Here is a 17,991-nt window from a genome sequence, read left to right on the forward strand (position 1 = left end):
GGGCCAGGCCGAGGATGTCGCAGAGCCGCTTCACGCCGTGTCGGCGCTGGTGATCGTCAACGAACTGGTAGCGGTTCACCAGCGCGTCTCCGTTGCGAAATACCGGGCCGCCTTGCGGAGAATGTCGCGTTCTTCCTCCAGCTCACGGATCCTCTTGCGGGCGGCGGCCAGCTCCGCCTGAACCGCGTCGCCGACGGCCTGCGAGGCGGCCGACGGTGCGGGGTGGGCGCCGGCTCGGTGCCCATCAGCGGCCCGGATCCCAGTTCCTCAGCGTCTCGGTGTTCACCCCGAGATCACCGGCGACCGACTTGATCGTCGCTCCCGGCCTCGACCGGTACAACGCGACCGCGTCCGCCTTGAACTCGGCGGGGTAATGCTTCATCCCCACAGGGGACTCCGTTCTCCTGGACCATCAAGATCCAAGTGTCTCCGGTGTCCAAGATCCGGGGTCAAGGCCCAGGGACGCCGTCACCCGTTACCTCAACACCCAACGCCCCCACCACTCAACGGAGTTACCGCCGCCGTTGATCCCGACCAGGTGCGGGCCGCCCCGCGACTACTGCACCGCTACGGTCTGCTCACCGACCACGCTCAGGCCGGTTCCCGCGCGGTGCGGCTGCACGCTCTGACCGCGCGAGCCGTACGCGAGTGCACTCCCGATGCCACAGTGCCAGCGGTCGTGAAAACCGCCGTCGACTCATTGAGAGAACTATGCAACGAGGCCTCCTGGTTCGACCGTGAGACGACAGCCGTACTGCGCACCAACATCGACAGCGTCGATGCATGCGCCGGAGACCTGCTGTGGACGGTCGAAGGCCACTACCTCCTGCGCTGGACTCTGCGCAGTCTGATCAGTGCCGGCCTCGCCACCGCAGCAGTCCCCGACGGGCAGCGGCTGACCGGCCTCAGCGAACAACTGTTGGGCCGCACTCACCCCATGACCCTCATCACTCGACGCGATCTCGCATGGGCCTCCTTCCTCGCCCGCCGTCACAAGGACGCCTTCACACTCCTGCAGGAGGACTTTCCCCACCAGGACGCGCGGCTGGCCCGTGAACGGCAGGAACCCTCTCCAGCTGCCAATGGGCGTGTCCATGCCGTTGCACTGCTGGAGGACACCGCTGCTGTCCGTGCGCGGCTGTTGGGTCCCGAAGACCCCGCAACCCTGGAATGCCACGTCAATCTCGCCGTCCTGTACTGGTCGCGAGGCGACAGGTCGAGGGCCACTGCCCTGCTGGAACAATCCCTCATCGGCTGCCAGACAGCCTTCGGTGCCCACCATCCGTACACCGTCTCGGTGAGCGACCGCCTGTCCCTCTGGCTAGAGCAGCACAAGAGGCGCTGGTGGAGCCGCACGCGCAGCCGGCCCCATCCGATCCGACCGGCGAAGACTGGCGGCTCAGTGACGTGATGACGTGGCAGGTCTGGCGAGCAGGACCAGACGGTCGACGTCCAGGCCCCAGGGTTCGTCGATGTGCGGTCGCTGTAAGGCACAAGTCCCCCGCTCAGCGCGCAACTGGGCTCCGAAGCCCCTGACCCACGACTGCTTCGGCAACCGCGCAAACCCTACAGAGGTTCTCAAGGCTGTCAGGGAATCTCAGATAGATCGAGGGATCGCACCTCAGACCTCTTCAACGCCTCAGGCCACACATACACGCTCCGTTAGATACGCAGCTCATCAGGCGACATCTAACTATCAAGATCAATCTCATACCCAGATAGGGACCACAGCCGAGAGAACATCAGACGATCTCACGCGCCTCTGATGAGACGAGAACCCACACTACCCACAGACGGCGCCCTCGGGGTGCATCACCTGCCGACGGCAGTGGCCCGGATCGGTCTGCGGCCGGGCAACCCGGTGCGCGTCAGCCCGACGGCATGGTGGATCGGAATTTCCTGGACTTCGTATGGTCCGAGGTCTTCCCGAAAAGCCTCGCCCATTCGCCGACGAAGTTCGTCGGATTTTTCCACGAAGGCGAACTGATCCGCGATCCTGCCGAATATTCCGACGCGAGCGATGTTCGCTATGAGGTTTTCGAGATAGTAGGCATGACCCCTGTGGCGGGGAGGCGAAGGATCCGTCTCCTCGCCACAGGGTGGAGCGACGTCAGGAAAGTTCCGGTCACATCCTACTAGTCACCGTCGGAGACAACCGCAGTCAGAGCTACTATTCGAAATGAACAGTAAACCGCTCGTCCCACCCGAATTCTTCATCCTGCGCCTGCACCCGCAGCAATAGATTGCGAATCGAATCAAAGGACCGCTCCCCCATCGAGATTCTACTTTCGCTCGAGTTGCGCCAGATGACTTGAACCGGCCTCTCAATGTCCGTCGATAGGATATCCCAAAGAGCGTCCAGATTCGGGCGATAGTAGGATCCGAGGTTAAGTGCGCTAGCCATAGCAGAATGGAATTCGCTTACGGTGCGAATATGCGTTCCGTCGATTTCTAGCAGCATCGCCTTCACTTCCAATTCTCTATTTGATAGAAGGACTCGTAATGGTCACTTGTGACATAGGCGAGTCCATCATTCGAATAAAGGAGACGAGTGCCCGGCTGCTTGGCGCGCGTCCGGCTGGAATCGATGCCAATGTCAGCCTCGTACCATTTTCGTCCACTCGCAGACGGAAGTATACCATCAGAATTCTCGAAAGCATCCCCCCCGAGTTGAGCCCCAGGGATTTTATTCCCCAGCGCTTTTCCGGGCCTCCACCCCTGAGCCATCGCCTCTTTCTTAGTAACATAGATTGCCGGGAGATTTCCAGTGCTTCTGAGACTTCCCACCGCATCATTGGCGAGTTCGGCCGTAGCCAGATCCCGCTTTAGGGCGGCAGCTCCTGCGGCGGACAGTGCCCCGGTGCCCCCGACCACCGCACTCCCGCCGGATGCCCCGCCGGTCACCATCTCGGCGATTTCCGCGGCGCACACCGGCGCGGTGGCCAGGCATCCTTCTCCGAGGGCGACGGCAACCGGTGCGGCAACCACGGCCGCCGCCACGACCGAGACGACGCCCAGTACTATTTTCTGCCAGGTTGCGAGCTTCCCTGTGTCAGGAAGGTCGTTGGCATTCGGGTCGTAGTTGGGATTGGTTCCCATGGCCCAGCACGATTTACACTGCCACCCCTCCTTCTCCTGAGGCTTCGGGTCGGGCCCCTTCTTGAAGACCACCGTCGCCGACTTGACGCCTCCGACCGTGTGGACGGTGACGGTCATGGTGCCGCTACCGGTTCCGCCACCTGCCTTCTGATACTGGAACGACTGGCTATAGATCTGGGTGGAGACGTATGTCCATCCGCCCTTGCCGTTCGCCTCCAGGTGGTCGTAATCGGTTCCGCCCTTACCGTTACTGCATCCGTACTCGCAGGCCGTGACCGGTCGCAGACCGGTGGGGTCGGACTTGGTAACAGGGGTGTTGTTCGCGTAGGCGTAGCCGTTCAACGACTCGTGGTCGTCCGGGGCCAGAACCGGGTCGGCCGATAGAAAGCGGCCGGTGGTCGGATCGTACTCGCGGGCGGCGAGGTGGGTCAGGCCCGTTTCGGCGTCGGCGGGTTTGCCTAGGAAGCCCTTGTCATCGGGCCACGCGGACGGTGCCGTGCCACGTGCCTCACCGAACGGCTTGGTGTAGCGGCGGGTGATGGACTGGGTTGTGGCGTCCACCGCCATCGACGCGGTGCCGTGGTGGTCGTCGACCATCCAGGACAGTCCGGATTCTGTACGGACCGCCGTGGCGTCGCCGGCGGCGTAGTAGCGCTGGGCCGTGAACTTCTTGGCGGCCGAATCGTAGTGGAGTTCCTGTCCGGCCAGGTAGAGGACTGTCTCCGCCGGGCCGCGGCGGATCAGCAGGTCACCGTTCGCGTCGTACAGGTAGTCGGTGGTCTTGGTACCTTCGGTGAGCTGGGTCAGCTCTCCTTCGATGTCCCAGTCAAGGCTCTGCGCTGTGCCTGTCGGGTCGTACCGCTTGGTGGTGTTGCCCTGCTCGTCGTACTCGTACGACTTGGCCGCGGCGGTGCCGACCGTGACCGAGGTCATCGTGTGGGGCTGGCCGGCGCCGGAGGCATTGACGGTGGGGTAGCCGTAGGACGTGGTGGTGTTACCGCCGGCCTTGTGCTCGATCTGCGTGTCGCGCAGGCCGCCGGGCTTGTAGGTCCAGCTGGTCCAGTACGGGGCCGGGCCGCCGAGCGCGGATGCCGAGCGGGCGGTGGCGCAGTCGTTGGAGGTCGGGGTCCATGCTTCGGTGAGGCGGCGGTAGCCGTCGTAGGCGAAGCACTGGGTGTCCTTGCCATTCGCCTGATCGGTGACCGACTTGACGTTGCCGGTGGCGTCGTAGGCGTAGTCGACGTCGCTGGTGTGCCCGGTGTTGGTCTGGTCGACGGTGTGGGTGTTGGTCAGACGGCGAGTGCCGTCCTCGTACTGGTTGAAGACCTGGAGCTGCTTCGCTCCGGTGGAGGTGCCCAGACGGGTCTCCTGGATCTCGCCGTACGGGGAGTAGCCGATGTTCTGGACGTAGTCGGTTATGCCGTCGGTGCCGGTGAGCATGCCGAGGTTGTTGTAGCTGTTGGTGACGGTCTCGGCCGGAAGGCCGGCTGCTGCGGGCATCGAGGTGGACTGGACCGTGCCGTCGATGTTGTAGGTGGTCGAGGTGGTGAAGGTCGGCGACGCGCCGGCGGCGGTCAGGGCGGTGGCCAGGGGGTCGCTGGCGGCGATGACGGTCTTGGTGCCCTTGGGACGGCCGAGTGCGTCGTAGCCGGTGATCACCTGGGAGTAAATCTTGCCGGTGGTGCCGCCGACGTAGCGGATCGCGGCGGTCGGCTGTCCCTTGGCCAGGGTGTCGTAGGTGAACTTCGTCAGCTGGTGGGTGGTGTCCTTCGTCCCGTCCCAGGTGCCGGTCTTGCGTCCGAGCTCGTCGTAGTCGGTGATCAGGGTCTGGGAGACGCCTTTGAGGGTGGAGGTGACCGTGGTCGGCTGGTCGGCGTCGTTGTAGAGGGTGTCGACCTGGCCCGTGTCCGGGTCGGTCGAGTTGGTCTTACGGCCGCGCAGGTCATACCCGTAGGTCCACACGGCTCCGTCCGGGCCGGTCAGCTTCTTGAGCTGACCGCCGGCGGTGTACTCATACAGGGTGCGCGTGTAGTCGCTGCCCGTGGGGGCGGGGCCGCCGTACTCGCGGCGCTCGGTGACCCGGCCGCGGGCGTCGGTGATCGTCAGGGTGCCGGTGCCGCCTGCGGCGGCGGTGACGGCGGTGCGGTCGCCTTGGTCGTCGGTCTTGGTGCGCCACTTCTCCTGGTCGTAGACCCGGAAGATTGATTCGGTGGCGCGTCCGGCGGCGTCGTAGACCGTCTCGGTGGAGGCGGGGACGGAGCCGGGGAAGGTGTTGGCCAGGGTGCCTGACGGGGCGTTGTTGTCGTGGACCTGGGCGTTGGACATGTAGGCCAGGCCATGGTCGTCGTAGAGGGTCTCGGAGATCACCCGGCCGCCGTCCGGCGCGGGGACCTGCTTCTGTCGGGACCGCAGCAGGCCGTCGAAGATCTCGTAGGAGCTGTTGTAGGTCTTCCCGTCGGCCTTGAGGGCGTCGGTGCGGACCCAGGTTTCCTTGTCGTTGTTGATGCTGTACGCGTAGACAATGCTCTCTGCATCACCCAGAGCTCGCGAACGGTTCGGCATCCAGACCGACTTGAGACGGCCGAGCGCGTCGAAGGCCCATTCGGTGACGTTGCCGTTGGGGTCGGTGGTCTTGGTGGCGGTGCCCCAGGCCGGGTCCACCACGCTGGTGGAGGCAAAGAGCTTGGGGTCCGTTGTGGTCTTGGACGTCATCGGGCCGTAGCCGGTGTCGTCGGGGACGTAGGTGGTCCTGACCGTCTGGTTCACAGCGTTCGTCGCGGTGAGCGGGCGGCCCAGTTTGTCGTAGGTGGCACCCGAGACCTGCTGGTAGACGGGCTTCTTGTCGACGCTGCCGTAGCTGGCGACCCGGTAGGAGGCGGTGATCTCGCCCTTGGTGGGCGCCGCTCCGACCGCCTGGCTGTCGTAGGCCGTGGTGGTGTCAGAGATGACGTCGTCGGGGACGGTCGGCGTGGTCGCGCAGGGAACCGAGTAGGTCTCGGTGCGTGAGACCGTGTTCACCAGCCAGGCCGTGGTGTTGCGGGCGTAGCTGGTCTTGACGCACGTCTCGTCGCCGCTCTTGCCGGCGTCGCCGCTGTCCTCGACGGTCATCGGCATGCCGTACGTGGGGTCGTACGTGGTCTTCTGGGTGGTCGTGCGGGTGCCGGTGGAGGTTTTGGTGCGGGTAACGGTCTCGCCGGCCTGGACGATCCAGGCGTCGGTGGTGCCCCAGGTGTAGGTGTGGCTGCCGGTCTTGTGGGACCAGGGGGTGTTGATGGTGCCGCTGAGTTCTTCGGTGCCGTTGTAGACGATGGTCTCGCGGACGAAGCCGGCGTACTGGCGGGAGTCGTCGATCGCGGTGCCGGTGGAGTCGGTGACCTTTTCGACCCGGGCGGTGCCGTCGAGTTCCTTCTCTCCGTTCAGTCCGCGCATGTAGAGCGTGGACTTCTTCGATCGCGGGCCCTCGGAGTCGCCGGAGGTCTCGACGACCCTTCCGTAGCCGCGCCACTGCGACCAGGTGCGGTTGGAGGCCTTGGTCAGGCCCTCGTCGTCGGCGTAGCCCCAGCCGGCGCCGCCTTGGTAGTCGTAGTACTTCTCACCGGTGTCGCCGTGGCCGTAGGGGTCGTCCTGGAGGACGGACGTGACGACGTACTTGTGGAACCAGTCGATGACCGGGGTCGCACCGGACTGGGACCACTTGACCGGGTAGCAGCGGCGGGTGTTCTTGTCGATGTCCGCCGGCATGCTCCTGCCCCAGATGCAGTCCGGATCGGAGTAGTTGACGGTGAGGGTCGAACCGGTCTCGGACTTGATCGTGCGTACTCGCCACTTGATGTAGCGCAGGGTGTCCGGGCCGCTGCCCTCGACGTGGTTGGACAGCTGGATGCCGCCGAAGACGACCGGCGGCATGGCGGCTGTGGTGGTGTAGGCCTTGCCGGTGTTCTGGATGGACTTCAGCCACAGGCTCGGCGAGGAGGCGTCACCGGTGTCGGGGAAGTCCTGGTCCAGATGCCAGGTGTCCACGTCGCGCTGGGTGGTTCCGGTGCCGGTCCACACCGAGGTGGTGATGTCGGTGAGGCGCTTGCGGGTGAAGAAGGCCGGGCCGATCTGGGTGGTGCACTTCGTGCTGGCCGCGCAGATCATGTCGTAGGGCACGTCTGGCCAGTTGGCTTTGGTGTCCTTGGTCAGGCTGGTGCACGAGGTCAGGCAGCGCTCGGCGTAAGTGAAGCGGACCTGCTGGGATGCCGGTTTGCTGTAGATCAGGGTGTTGCGCTGGCCGTAGTCGATGCGCTTGAGGTAGCCGCCGCGGGTGTAGCTGGTGCCGTTGACGGTGGTGTCGGCGTTCTTGGAGTAGTAGTTCGTCTCCTTGGTGTACCAGTACGAGGACACGTTGTCGTGGGGGTCGACGACGTAGTCCAGGTTCCAGCGCCAGGCCTGGTTGCAGGAGGAGTCGGCGAAGCCGGTGGACTTGTAGCAGGGCTCGCTGGGGTTGTTGCCGAAGACGGGGACGGTCCATACGGAGTTGGTGACCGGGTCGTCATCGGCGGTGTCGGTGGTTCCCTTGTCGCTCCACCCGGGCAGCCGCTGCTTGCCGAAGAAGTACTGGATGCCGGAGGCGTCCGTGACCTTCCAGTACTCGGTGTTGTCGTCCCCGTTGCCGGTGGCCCCGGTCAGGTGCTCGACGCGGGTGCCGTCCTCGTTCTTCGCCTTCCAGCTGCCGCCGGACGCCTGGGAGAGGGCAGCGGTCTCACAGGCCGCCTTGTCCGCGCAGGTGTTGACCAGCTCGACGGCCTTGCCGTTGAGGACGAGCGTGGCATTGGCGTACTTCCAGCACAGGTCGTCCTTGCCGGTCTCGCCGTCGTCCTTGCAGGAGGCGTACTTGCGCTCGATGTAGGACTCGGTGAGGGAGAAGCCTTCACCGATGACCGAGGTCTGGCTGTTCTCACCGGCCGTCCGCCCGTCCACGGAGCCCGAGTTGTAGGAGATGGACAGGTTCGGGGCCGGGCCGGCGGTGGCCGGGGGGACCCGCAGCGGGTAGTTCCAGGTGAAGTCACCTGTGCTGCCGCCAGCCTCCCAGGTCGCGGTCGGGGACAGGGATGTGGCGCCGTAGTCGCCGCCTCCGCCCGAGCTGCCAGCTGCTGCCGCGAGCAGCATGGGTGTCCCGGCCTTCAGGGTGCTGGCGGAGATGGTGCCTGTCAGGGTCTGTGACTGCGCGTCGTTGTCCGCGCCGGTTATGGGCTTCTGGGTTCGGCAGGACTTCTTCGCCGGGGTGGTCAGTGCACACGCCGGGAGTGTCACCAGGTGCAGGCGGGGGCCGAAGTTGCCGCCGTACGCGTCGGAGAAAGAGGAATAGTCGACGGAGACGCGGAGCCTGTCGGTGTCGCCGGCGGACTTTCCAGACGCGGTGCCCGGGTCGACGGTGAGTAGGACGCCGTTGACGCCCGCCTTCTTCGCTGCCGACTGTGGGTATACGCGGAGCGCTACCTTCTCGGCCGGGCCGGTGTCCTTCCCACCGGATCTGACCTTCGCCCCTTTCTTGGCAACGGGCGTCTGGGCAAGCTCCACGTCGAGTCCACCGACGGCGACCGAGGTACTGCCCGCCGCCGGAACGTTGACGGTGGCTGATCCAGTCTTCGGCCAGGCGGCTTTCTTCAGTCGTTCACGCGTCTTGCGGGCGGCGGGCGCGGCCTTGTCCCTCGGCGCCTTGGACACGCCCGGTCTGAGCACGCCCACCTTGTCGGTCTTCGCGTCGGGCCGATCCTCCAGCGGCTTGCGGGCCGCCGAAGGCTGGGCCTGTGCAGCGAAGTCGTAGCCCGAGGGGACGACGACCTGTGGCAGGACGGCGAGGGAAAGGACCAGCGCGCCACGGCTGAGCCAGTGGCGTACGGCAGCTCCTGGCAGGAGTGGACGCAAGGGTGATGCAGACAATGATTTCCCTGTTTCGTGGATAGAGGCAGAGTCGTCCGGGGGACGACTGGTCCCCCGAGGACGCCGGGGCTCGACAGCGCTCCGGTGAGGAGTGCGCAGTGGTGTGAGCGGAGCAGCGATGGGGGGCAAGGGCGGCCACGGAGGGCCGCCGTTGCCCCTGGTTGTTATCGCTGTTCGGCGTTGCGCCGGTTGGCGATGGTGTCGGTGGAGGTGGCGCCGACCCAGACGCGGACGCTGTCGATCGATCCGGGGAAGTAGCGGGCGGCGGCGCCGTTGATCTTCGCCCGGCCGATCTCGATCGCCCCGGAGCCCTGCCAGGGAGCCGAGAACGGGATACCGTCCCCGGCGCCCATCAGCGCGCTGTCGACGTAGAGCTTGAGTCCGCCGAGCTTGGAGGTGTCCTCAGGATCGGCCGCAGCCTGAGCGTCGTAGACGACCGTCAGCATGACGGGAACGCCGAGCGCGGCAGTGTTGAACGCGGTGGACTCGCTCTTCGTCCAGGCCGCACCGGTGCCGTCCTTGTCGGGACGGCCGAACGTCCACCGGCCCTGGGCACTGCCCGCCGGCTGCTCGTACCAGACACCCCAGGACGACTGGCTGGTCCCCGACTGGCCGAACACCTGCACCGCGTACGACTTGCTGGTGTCGGCGAGCTTCGCGGGGTCCAGCGTGACCCAGGCAGTCGCGGTGAACGAACCGGAGTCGTCAACGACCGGGCCCGTCGCGGTGGCGTATGCGCTGGTGCCGTTCAGGGTCATCGTCTGCGTGGTGGTGACCTCTTCGCCGATGTCCGGGTCGCCCGTGGTGATCTGAGTGAGCGCGGCCCCGTTGAGAGTGAGGTTACGGCCGAAACCGCTGGTGTCCTTCACCGTCGTGCCGGTCGCGTTCGCCATGTCCGTGGCATCCCACTTGGCGACGAGCGCGGGAACCGGGTCGCCGGCGGTGCCGTCGCTGATGTCCTCGTCCTCCAGCCAGGCCTCGTGGGCGACCTCGGTGTCCGCGAGGGCTCGGGACCAGACCTTGACCTCGTCGATGGTTCCGGAGAAATACTCCTTGCCGGTCGCGGCATGCCACAGCCGCCCGACCTGGAGGGCACCGGACGCCTTCCACGGAGTGACGGGGAACGCCACCGGTGCGGTCTGCGGGACACCGTTGACGTAGAGCTGGATGGTGTTCGCCGCCGCGTCGAAGACGCCCGTCAGGTGCGTCCAGGCGTTGAGAACCGGCGGCTTGGTACCGACCGAACGGGTGATCTCCGGAGAGGTGACGTCCGTCTGGTGCCGGTTGAAGATCCAGGCGTTGTAGGCGGTTGAGTAGTACAGCTGGAACCCGGAGGCGTTTGTGCCGGCCTGGGACAGGACCGTGTAGTTGACGTCCTTCTTCGTCAGGCGCGCCCAGGCCGAGACGGTGAAGGACTTGGTGGTGTCCAGCACAGCTCCGGAGCTGGTCATGTAAGCGCTCGTGCCGTTGAACTTGGCCGCGCCGGAACCGCTGCGTGCCAGGGTGTCCCATGTGTCGCCCGAACTGGTCAGCGGGTGCTGGGTGGCTTCAGTGGCGTCGGTGAGGGTGTTGTCCAAGTGCCAGATTCCGGCAGGTTTTTCCCCGCCTTTCACCAGGAAGCTGTAGTAGCCGGTCTGGGAGCTGTGGTTCGCCGCGTCGTAGGCGAAGACCTGGAGCGTGTTCTCACCAGCCTGGTCCGGCGGGATCGACTTGGTGGTGGAACCGCCCTTGGCGACGGGGATCGGGTCGGAGATTTTCCCGCTGTTCAGCTTCCACTTGTAGCTGACGACGTCCGACTGGACTCCGGCCGCGACCGGGTCGCTGTCCCCGGGGCTGAAGGTGAACGTGCCCGGGGTGCCCACCCCGCCCGCAGCGGGGTTGGTCTCGGCCGGTTTGTAGTCGGTGCTCGTCACCACGGGAGGCGGGGGTGAGTCGGTGTCGACCCGGAAGTAGCACCACGAAGACCAGTCCGAGTCCAGGATGCCCGTGTCACCCCGGTCCGTCTTGTAGTACGCCTGCGTCTTGACCCGCATCCGGTAATCCGCCTGCGGAGTCAGCAAACTGGTGGTCGCGTTGCGCGCCGCATTGTCTGCCACCCACGTGGCGTCCGGGGAGGCCGCGGACCAGATGCGGGTGGAGCCGTCGGCCTTCCACACCTCGAACATGGCACGCAACTGGGCGCTGGAGCCGTCGGTGGACTGCACCGTGGCCAGCATCTTCGGCTGCTTGGCCCCGGTGACAAAGGCAGAGGCGGAGGTGTTGCAGGCCTGCCCCGCGTTGCCCTGCTGCACACCGTACGGGGTCGGCTTGTCCGGGTAGGACACGTACGTCACCGACAGCGTCGCGTCGTTGCGGAACCGTGCCCAGGAGGCCGCGTTGGACTCGTCATGCGCGGTCAACGAGAACGTGATCTGAGGATCCTTGTTCGCGGCGGCCGAAGCGAGCGTGGGGGTCAGATTCTCGTTCGTCTCCTCACCCACGTTGTCGCTGAAGCGCACCCAGTTCGCCGGCTGCGACGGGCTGCACAGAGAACCCCGCCCGTAGGCCACGTTCTGGTCACCCATCAGGTCGTCCGCCGTGGGGCGGCTGGACCAGGTGGTGCTGGAGGAGATGGTCTTGGTGACATGGCTCAGGTCGTACCAGTGCCGATCACAGGTGAACGTCCAGACCTGGTACACCTCCAGCGTCGCGTCCAGGACCTTCTTGCCGTAAATCGAGGACAACGGGTACTCGAAGTACATGCGCTGGGTGTACGGGGTGTTCGAGCAGAGATAGCCGGCGTAGTTGGAGCAGCGCCCCACCCCCTTGTCCCCGTCGAACTTCCAGTACTTGGTGCCGTTGGAAGCCAGCGCCGTCCAGTCCCCCAGCACGACGCCCTTGGTCGGCGGGTCGATGAAGAGCGGGAAGACAGTGTCCGCGCCATGGAGCAGGACCGGGTCAGGCGTGATCTCCAGGGTGGAGCCGGCCAGCTTGAGGGGGAGCTCACTCGACGCGTCGCCGCTGCCGGGGCCCTCGGTAGGGGCGGGCTCGCCCTTGGCTGCGGCCACCGGAATGGAGTCCCCGGCCCCGGAAGCCTGGGAAGCGGTCCGCATCAGCTGAGTGCCGGCACCGGACGGGCCTGTCGGGCTGTCCCCCGCCGAGTCCCACATCCGCCCCGCCGGACTCTCAAAGACCGGTGTGCCGTCGGCGTCGTTGGCGGCGAAGCCACCGTCGGCGGTCGGAGCGATGTCCAGCCCGGCGCCAGAAACGGTCATCCTGATCGTCGCCAGCGCCGGATTCCTGGCCGCCTCTGCCGTCTTGACTACCAGCACCGAGGTGTAGCCAGTGCTCAGCGCGGTCAGCCGCAGGTCAACGTCGGGGAGGACTCCGGGATAGGTGGCGGTGGCACCGTCGAGTCGGGGCTCAGGGAGCGTGGTGGGCCAGCCCAGCTTCAGCTCGTGCCCGTCGTCCTTCAGCGTGACCAGCCCGTCGCCACTGCCGCCGCCCGAGAAGACGAGGTCGGTGGTCGTGTTCTTCGCCCGCACCAAGCCTTCGCCGTCCCGTACCAGGTTGGTGTCGACGGGGGCCCAGGCACCGTCATCCTCACGCGCACGCACCGGAGCGGCGCTCATCTCCTGGGTGAATGTGCCGTCCGGATTGGCAAAGGTCTGGGACGACTCGGTGGTCGCCGCGTCAACGGCCACACGCACACCGGTTTCCGCCGCGAGAGCGCTCGCCTTCGACTCCGGAGTGGGATCGGCTGCTGCTGCGGTCACCCCGTCATCGGCGAGCGCCTGCGTCGCGCCCGCAACCCCGACCGCCGGGACCATACCCCCCAGGAGCGCGGCAATTACCGCCCCGCTTCGCATCCCCTGGCGCCAGCCATGCCGACGTTGTCGCGTGAACACGACCCCACCCCGTCCTTAAATTTTTCTTACCAAGAGCTGTGAGGATCATGTGTGGATCTTGAGTGATGGTCAACGGTGTCGTCCGTCACGTTGACCTTGTTCCACCGTGGCGGTAACGCGCGTCGACCTGACTCTTTAGCCTGACGAGACGCCACATGCATGCGATGCCGGCCCCGGCGCGAGCCAGCTGCACAGGGCCGCCCGGGCCAGTCCGGGGACCTGGGGGGCCGACTCTCCTGATGGTGTGAGCTTGTCGTTTAACCAAAGGCATTCGGCGGGGACGCGGCAACGGTGACCTGGGCGGTCCAGGACCCAGGTTCCCGGGGCGGATCCCAGGTCACGTCGACGCGCGCTTCGTGAAAGTCGTGCGCGAGTCCCACCACCATGGCCGCCGCGGCGGCCCGTGCCTCAGCTGGGTCGGCATTGACCGGAACGTCGGTGAGGCGCCCGCAATGCATCCCGCCGTCCACGGTGAGGACACTGTGGCGCCAGCCTTCCGGCGTCACGAGCAGGGTGATGCCTTTCGGCATGCCGAAAGGAGGTCGCCTCTTCTTCTCCCGCTTCCGTCTCACCATGGAGCCATCCAACCTGGTCGGCTTCCTGACGTTTCAGGCGGGCGGGACTTCAGGTGCCCCGCGGCGGGGCTTGGTGCCGACTTTGTGGTGGGCGGGACGGCTGAACGCCTCGCCGGTGGCGAGCACTCGCCCGACGTCGTGGCGGGTGGCCGGTCGCTGGTTCTTCGAGCTGGCGGCCTGCCTGGTCCGGGGCGGGATGGTTTCGGTGCACCAGCCGGGGAACCGGTCTTCGCGTGCAGGTTCCTGAACACTCTGCGGACGCGGACCGGCGTGAGCCTGTTCGGCTCGGTCGGCTTCTCCCAGGGCCTTCGGAGGTCGGTGGCCAGCGGTCGGGCGAGTCGGAGCTGGGCATAGGCAGCGATCACGAGCCAGGTCCACCGGTCGGCCGCTTCCGAGCTGCGGAGTCGGGGCTGGGTCCAGCCGAGGGTCTGCTTGAACAGACGGAATGTGTGCTCGATGTCGAAGCGGCGAAGGAAGGACTGCCAGCAGCGGTCGACGTCCACTGTGGTGGCGCCGGTGCCCGACCACCACAGCCAGACCGGCTTGTTGACCCCGCCGCTGGGCAGCTTCTGAACGACCAGGCGGATGACGGTCCCCTCGATGAGCGGCAGCGGTCCGTCGTGGTCGAGCCATGCGGCCCGGCGGGTCAGCCGCGGGTGCAGCCGGTCCCACGCCTGCGCGGTCGCCTTCCCGTAGAGCCGGGTGTCCGTGACCGTCACGGCCTGCTCGGCGCCCCAGGTTGCGGGATCGCCGAATACGAACTCGCCGCCGTGCTTGGGCGGCCGGCCGCCCTTGGGGTTGGCCAGGTGGAACTCTTCGCGGGAGGGTGTCGGACGCCGCATCACCCGGTCTGAACTGAGCCGGCCGAGGATCTCGACGGGCAGGCCATCCAGCAGGTGGGCGATGCGCGGGGCGTCGTATCCGGCGTCCAGCACGACCAGGACCTCCGGGTCACCCGGCCGCCACTGGCCCGCGGCGACCAACCGCTCGATGACCTGACGGATCTGCACTGTGGTCACCGCGGCGACGTCGGCGCCAGGCTGCAGGCGGACCGCGTCCAGCACCACCGTCCAGGACGTGCGGCCGGTCTCCAGCGCGGCCACCACCGAATACGGCCAGCCGGGCACCATCTGATGCTTGCCCTCACCCCGCCCGAAGGTGTGGCAAAAGGCCCGGTCAGCACACGTGTTGGCGTCCGGGCGCAGCCACGGCGAGACATCCACCGCCAGCACGAGCCGACCGTCCGCCGCCCGTGGCAATGGCACCCCAGCCAGGGCACGACGCAGCCGGGCAACATCGATCCGGCCCTGGTTGAGTCCGCCGTACATCGCTCCGTGCCCACGACGATGCTCGGGAGCGAGTGCGAGATCAACCAGCGTCCGCACCGGCCCGTCCGTGCACAGCAGTGCGTCGCATAACTCGAACAACGCGTCGCCCCGCACGGTCAGAGACGCGTACAACTCCGACCGGAAGTGTGACACTTCCGCGAGCGAATCCCGCAGGACGCCCTGATGCACCAAACTCACGACCACGGCCTTCGCGCTGATCCACTCTGTGACGGAGCACAGGATCAGACGGGGGCCGCCTACGTGTCCGCTGAAGTGCGAAAACGCTGATCAAGTTCGAATCACGTTCGACGCCGGTCGTTAAACGACAAGCTCAGAAGTTGTCACCAACGGGACCGGCTGAGATGGCGAACGGAAACGGCCGAAGCAGCCTGGTTGTCACAACCCAGGCATCCGACTTGTCGCCTGCGCTCATTCGGCAGTCTTTCTGTCACCAGTAACGAAGATCGGGAGCCTCTGGCTGTCTGCGGCGCCACCCGAGAAGGTGACGCGTCACATCGAAAAGATCACCTCCTGATGAACCGGAGACATCACCCGACTGGCGCATGTCTCGCACGGGGAACTGAACGAGCTGTCCGCACACGTGCGGCTGACGGCAGGCACGGGCGGGACACGGCCGTACGCGAAGGCGCTACTGCGGTGTTGCGTGTCCTTGTGAGCCGCTGAGCTGCGCAAATACTGGGAGGGGCCGGTCCGCCGACCGATTCCTCGATGTGCCGTCTGCTCCAACCCTCCTACCGCCGGATCGCACTCCAAAGGTCCCGACGCCACCAACAGCACACAAGGCGCTGGAAGGGCTGCACAGCCTACTTGCCAGGAATGTGCGACATGATGCTTTTGCCCCCCTCCCCTCCCGCGAGGAGCACGACCGTGTCCGAAAAGACCGAGGCCCCCGTCACGCCGTTCACCATCGGCGACCCGCTCGACTCTCCCTCCCGCCGGGTCGAGGTACCGGACTTCGACGAGGAGTGGACCGTCGACGGTGGATTCACCTGGGTGTTCTACGGCGAGGGCAACACCTCCCTGACCCGGCCGGTGATCATCGCCGATGGCTTCAACCACGGCAGGAGCAAGCTCAAGGAGCTCTACGAGTTCCTGGAGGGCGAGGACTACTCCTTCATCAGCGAACTCCGCCGGCGCCACAAGGACGTGATCCTGCTCGGCTTCGACAACCGCACCGACTCCATCCTGACCAACTCGAAGGCGGTCGAGGGGACCATCCGTGAGGCGATCAACCGTCGCTCGGGCAACGAGCGGCTGATCGTCGGCGGCTTCAGCATGGGCGGCCTCATCGCGCGCTACACCCTCGCGCGGATGGAGACCGACTTCCACGAGAACGAGCATCAGACGGGCGTGTACTTCTCGTTCGACACCCCGCACCGCGGTGCCTCCATCCCCCTCGGCGTCCAGGCGTTCGCCTACCTGCTCCCCTACGGCCTGGACCTCAAGCCCCACCCCTTCGAGCAGCAGATGAACAGCCCGGCCGCACGGCAGATGCTCTGGCAGCACTACGACAAGAAGACCCAGAAGATCGGGGTGGCCCCCGAACGCACCGCGCTGCTCAACGAGCTTGACCGGGTCGGCCAGTGGCCGCGGATCCCGCGCAAGCTGGCCGTCGCCAACGGCCGCGGCGACGGCATCGGCCTGCCCGACGTCAAGCCCGGTGAGGTCGCGCTGCGGCTCGAGGTCCGCTACCCCGGCACCACCTTCTACGCTCAGGCGCAGGGCGACGACGTGACGGTCGCCTACCTGAAGCGGGCGTTCCCTGCGACCGAGCGGACCATCCCGACCAGCGGCTTCCCGGAACTGGACGGCGCACCGGGCGGCACGCTCGCGACGTACGAGATCCTCGCCCACTCGATGACCGAGGCCGGCGGCGAGGCCGACCTGCGGTATCCGCACGTGTGCTTCGTCCCCTCGGTCAGCGCGATCGACATCTCGGACTTCGCACGCCAGGAGGACCTGTACGCAAAGGTCGATGACCTGAACCCCGACCAGAGCGGCCTGGACGAGTTCCGCTGCTCGTCCACGACGACCCCGCACACCCTCCCGACCGAGGAGCTGTGCACCTGGCTGCTGGACCGGTTCTAGCCACCCCGGCCGCCCGGCGGACGGTTGGCGGGAAAGGCCGCAGCGGAACATCTGCATGGTTCGGGCCGCGTGGGCCACTTCGAGCATCGAAGTGGCCCACGGAAGCGATTGTGGCCGCTCTGCCAGAGCCGGTCGTCTCAACAGGGCACGGCAGACGAGGCTTTGGCCGTCGTCTCGAAAGCGCGGCCGGATCCGCCCTGAGCCTCCAAACGCGGAGGCAGCTGCAACCGAGCTCCATCATGCTCCGGGAGAGATGCTGGAAGCAGCTCGGCCCGCTCGTCACCTTTGCCGCGGGAAAGCCCGCATAGCCACGTACCTGGGGGGCGCTGACCCACCGGGCTGAGGCGCAGCAGTCCTTCCAGCACGCGGCGAGGCCCGCTCTGGGATTCTCTGACCAGGCGGGTGCCAGTCAACTGGTGACAACGCCCCTGCCAACGTGACAACTATCGTGCCTCGGCTCATCGGTCCGGGCTCGTGGGCTGTTCGGGAGAGGCCGCTACAGGTCGAACTCGAGGTGTTCGGCGTCGGTGAACCGGACCTCCTCCAGGGAGCCGGCGCGGCGGCCGCCGTCCTGGAAGTAGACCTCCTTGAGCGCTTCGGCCGCGATCTCCCGGAGCTCCTGGTCGTGGCACCGGCCTCCTGGGCGTCGAAGAGGCGGGCGGCGTAGCGGGGCGGCAGGGCGACGGTCAGGTGCCGGATGCGGTCCTGGTCCGTCGACCCGATCGGCGCGGTGTAGCCCATGCGGGCGCGGGTGTCGATGACGATGCCGCCGGTCGTCGCGGCCTTCTGCCGGGCCTTGGCCCGGATCTGGGGCTGCCAGCGCTTGGTCACCTCGCGCTCCAGGCGGGCGGCGAGGTCGGCGCGCGGCTTCTTGGACTTGCCCGCCACGTACCGCTCGACCTGCCGCTGGGACATGCCGAGCAGGTCGGCGACGGCCTTCGTGCCGCCGAGCTGCTTGACCATGTACCGCATCTGCGGGCCCGCGGACTCGGGTGCGGGGCGGGTGAACGCCTTCTGCACCGCCTTGTCCAGGCCGTCCCCGAACATGCTCATCGCCGGCGTGCTCCC

Annotated in this window: 8 protein-coding genes and 2 pseudogenes; 3 read left to right on the top strand and 7 right to left on the bottom strand. The window is 66.6% G+C overall.

The annotated features are described in order from the left end of the window. Positions 1–181 (top strand): hypothetical protein (locus tag ACIRQ9_RS32680; RefSeq protein WP_404181680.1); only part of this gene is annotated, 181 nt, incomplete at its 5' end. 63 nt (positions 182–244) lie between these two features. Here ACIRQ9_RS32680 and ACIRQ9_RS32685 read toward each other — a convergent pair. After that, complete coding sequence (locus ACIRQ9_RS32685) at positions 245–382, bottom strand: transposase (RefSeq protein ID WP_404181683.1); 138 nt, start codon at positions 380–382, stop codon at positions 245–247. Positions 383–679: 297 nt separating this feature from the next. Between ACIRQ9_RS32685 and ACIRQ9_RS32690 the strand changes: the two genes are divergently transcribed. Next, positions 680–1,411, top strand: coding sequence for a tetratricopeptide repeat protein (locus ACIRQ9_RS32690; protein WP_404181686.1), 732 nt, complete (start codon positions 680–682; stop codon positions 1,409–1,411). 759 nt (positions 1,412–2,170) lie between these two features. Here the strand turns inward: ACIRQ9_RS32690 and ACIRQ9_RS32695 are convergent. The 5 genes and pseudogenes from ACIRQ9_RS32695 to ACIRQ9_RS32715 form a co-directional block, all read right to left on the bottom strand. Next, on the bottom strand, positions 2,171–2,461 hold the full coding sequence (locus ACIRQ9_RS32695) for a barstar family protein (RefSeq protein WP_404181985.1): 291 nt from the start codon (positions 2,459–2,461) through the stop codon (positions 2,171–2,173). 5 nt (positions 2,462–2,466) lie between these two features. Then, positions 2,467–8,088: an RHS repeat-associated core domain-containing protein gene (locus ACIRQ9_RS32700; protein WP_404181989.1), complete on the bottom strand. Its 5,622-nt coding sequence runs from the start codon at positions 8,086–8,088 to the stop codon at positions 2,467–2,469. A gap of 1,100 nt (positions 8,089–9,188) precedes the next feature. Next, complete coding sequence (locus ACIRQ9_RS32705) at positions 9,189–12,833, bottom strand: LamG-like jellyroll fold domain-containing protein (RefSeq protein WP_404181689.1); 3,645 nt, start codon at positions 12,831–12,833, stop codon at positions 9,189–9,191. A gap of 335 nt (positions 12,834–13,168) precedes the next feature. Then, positions 13,169–13,441, bottom strand: a complete 273-nt coding sequence (locus ACIRQ9_RS32710; RefSeq protein WP_404181692.1) for a hypothetical protein — start codon at positions 13,439–13,441, stop codon at positions 13,169–13,171. Between the two features lie 78 nt (positions 13,442–13,519). Then, positions 13,520–15,012: pseudogene (locus ACIRQ9_RS32715) on the bottom strand (NF041680 family putative transposase). Between the two features lie 690 nt (positions 15,013–15,702). On the opposite strand from ACIRQ9_RS32715, the gene ACIRQ9_RS32720 reads away from it, so the two are divergent. Then, the gene (locus tag ACIRQ9_RS32720) at positions 15,703–16,923 is read left to right on the top strand and encodes an esterase/lipase family protein (protein WP_404181695.1); all 1,221 of its coding nucleotides are present in this window, start codon (positions 15,703–15,705) and stop codon (positions 16,921–16,923) included. Between the two features lie 496 nt (positions 16,924–17,419). Here ACIRQ9_RS32720 and tpg read toward each other — a convergent pair. Continuing rightward, positions 17,420–17,976 (bottom strand): annotated as a pseudogene (gene tpg, locus ACIRQ9_RS32725) (telomere-protecting terminal protein Tpg). Between the last annotated feature and the right edge of the window lie 15 nt (positions 17,977–17,991).

The organism is Streptomyces sp. NPDC101237, from assembly GCF_044767465.1.
GTDB classification, from domain to species: domain Bacteria; phylum Actinomycetota; class Actinomycetes; order Streptomycetales; family Streptomycetaceae; genus Streptomyces; species Streptomyces gramineus.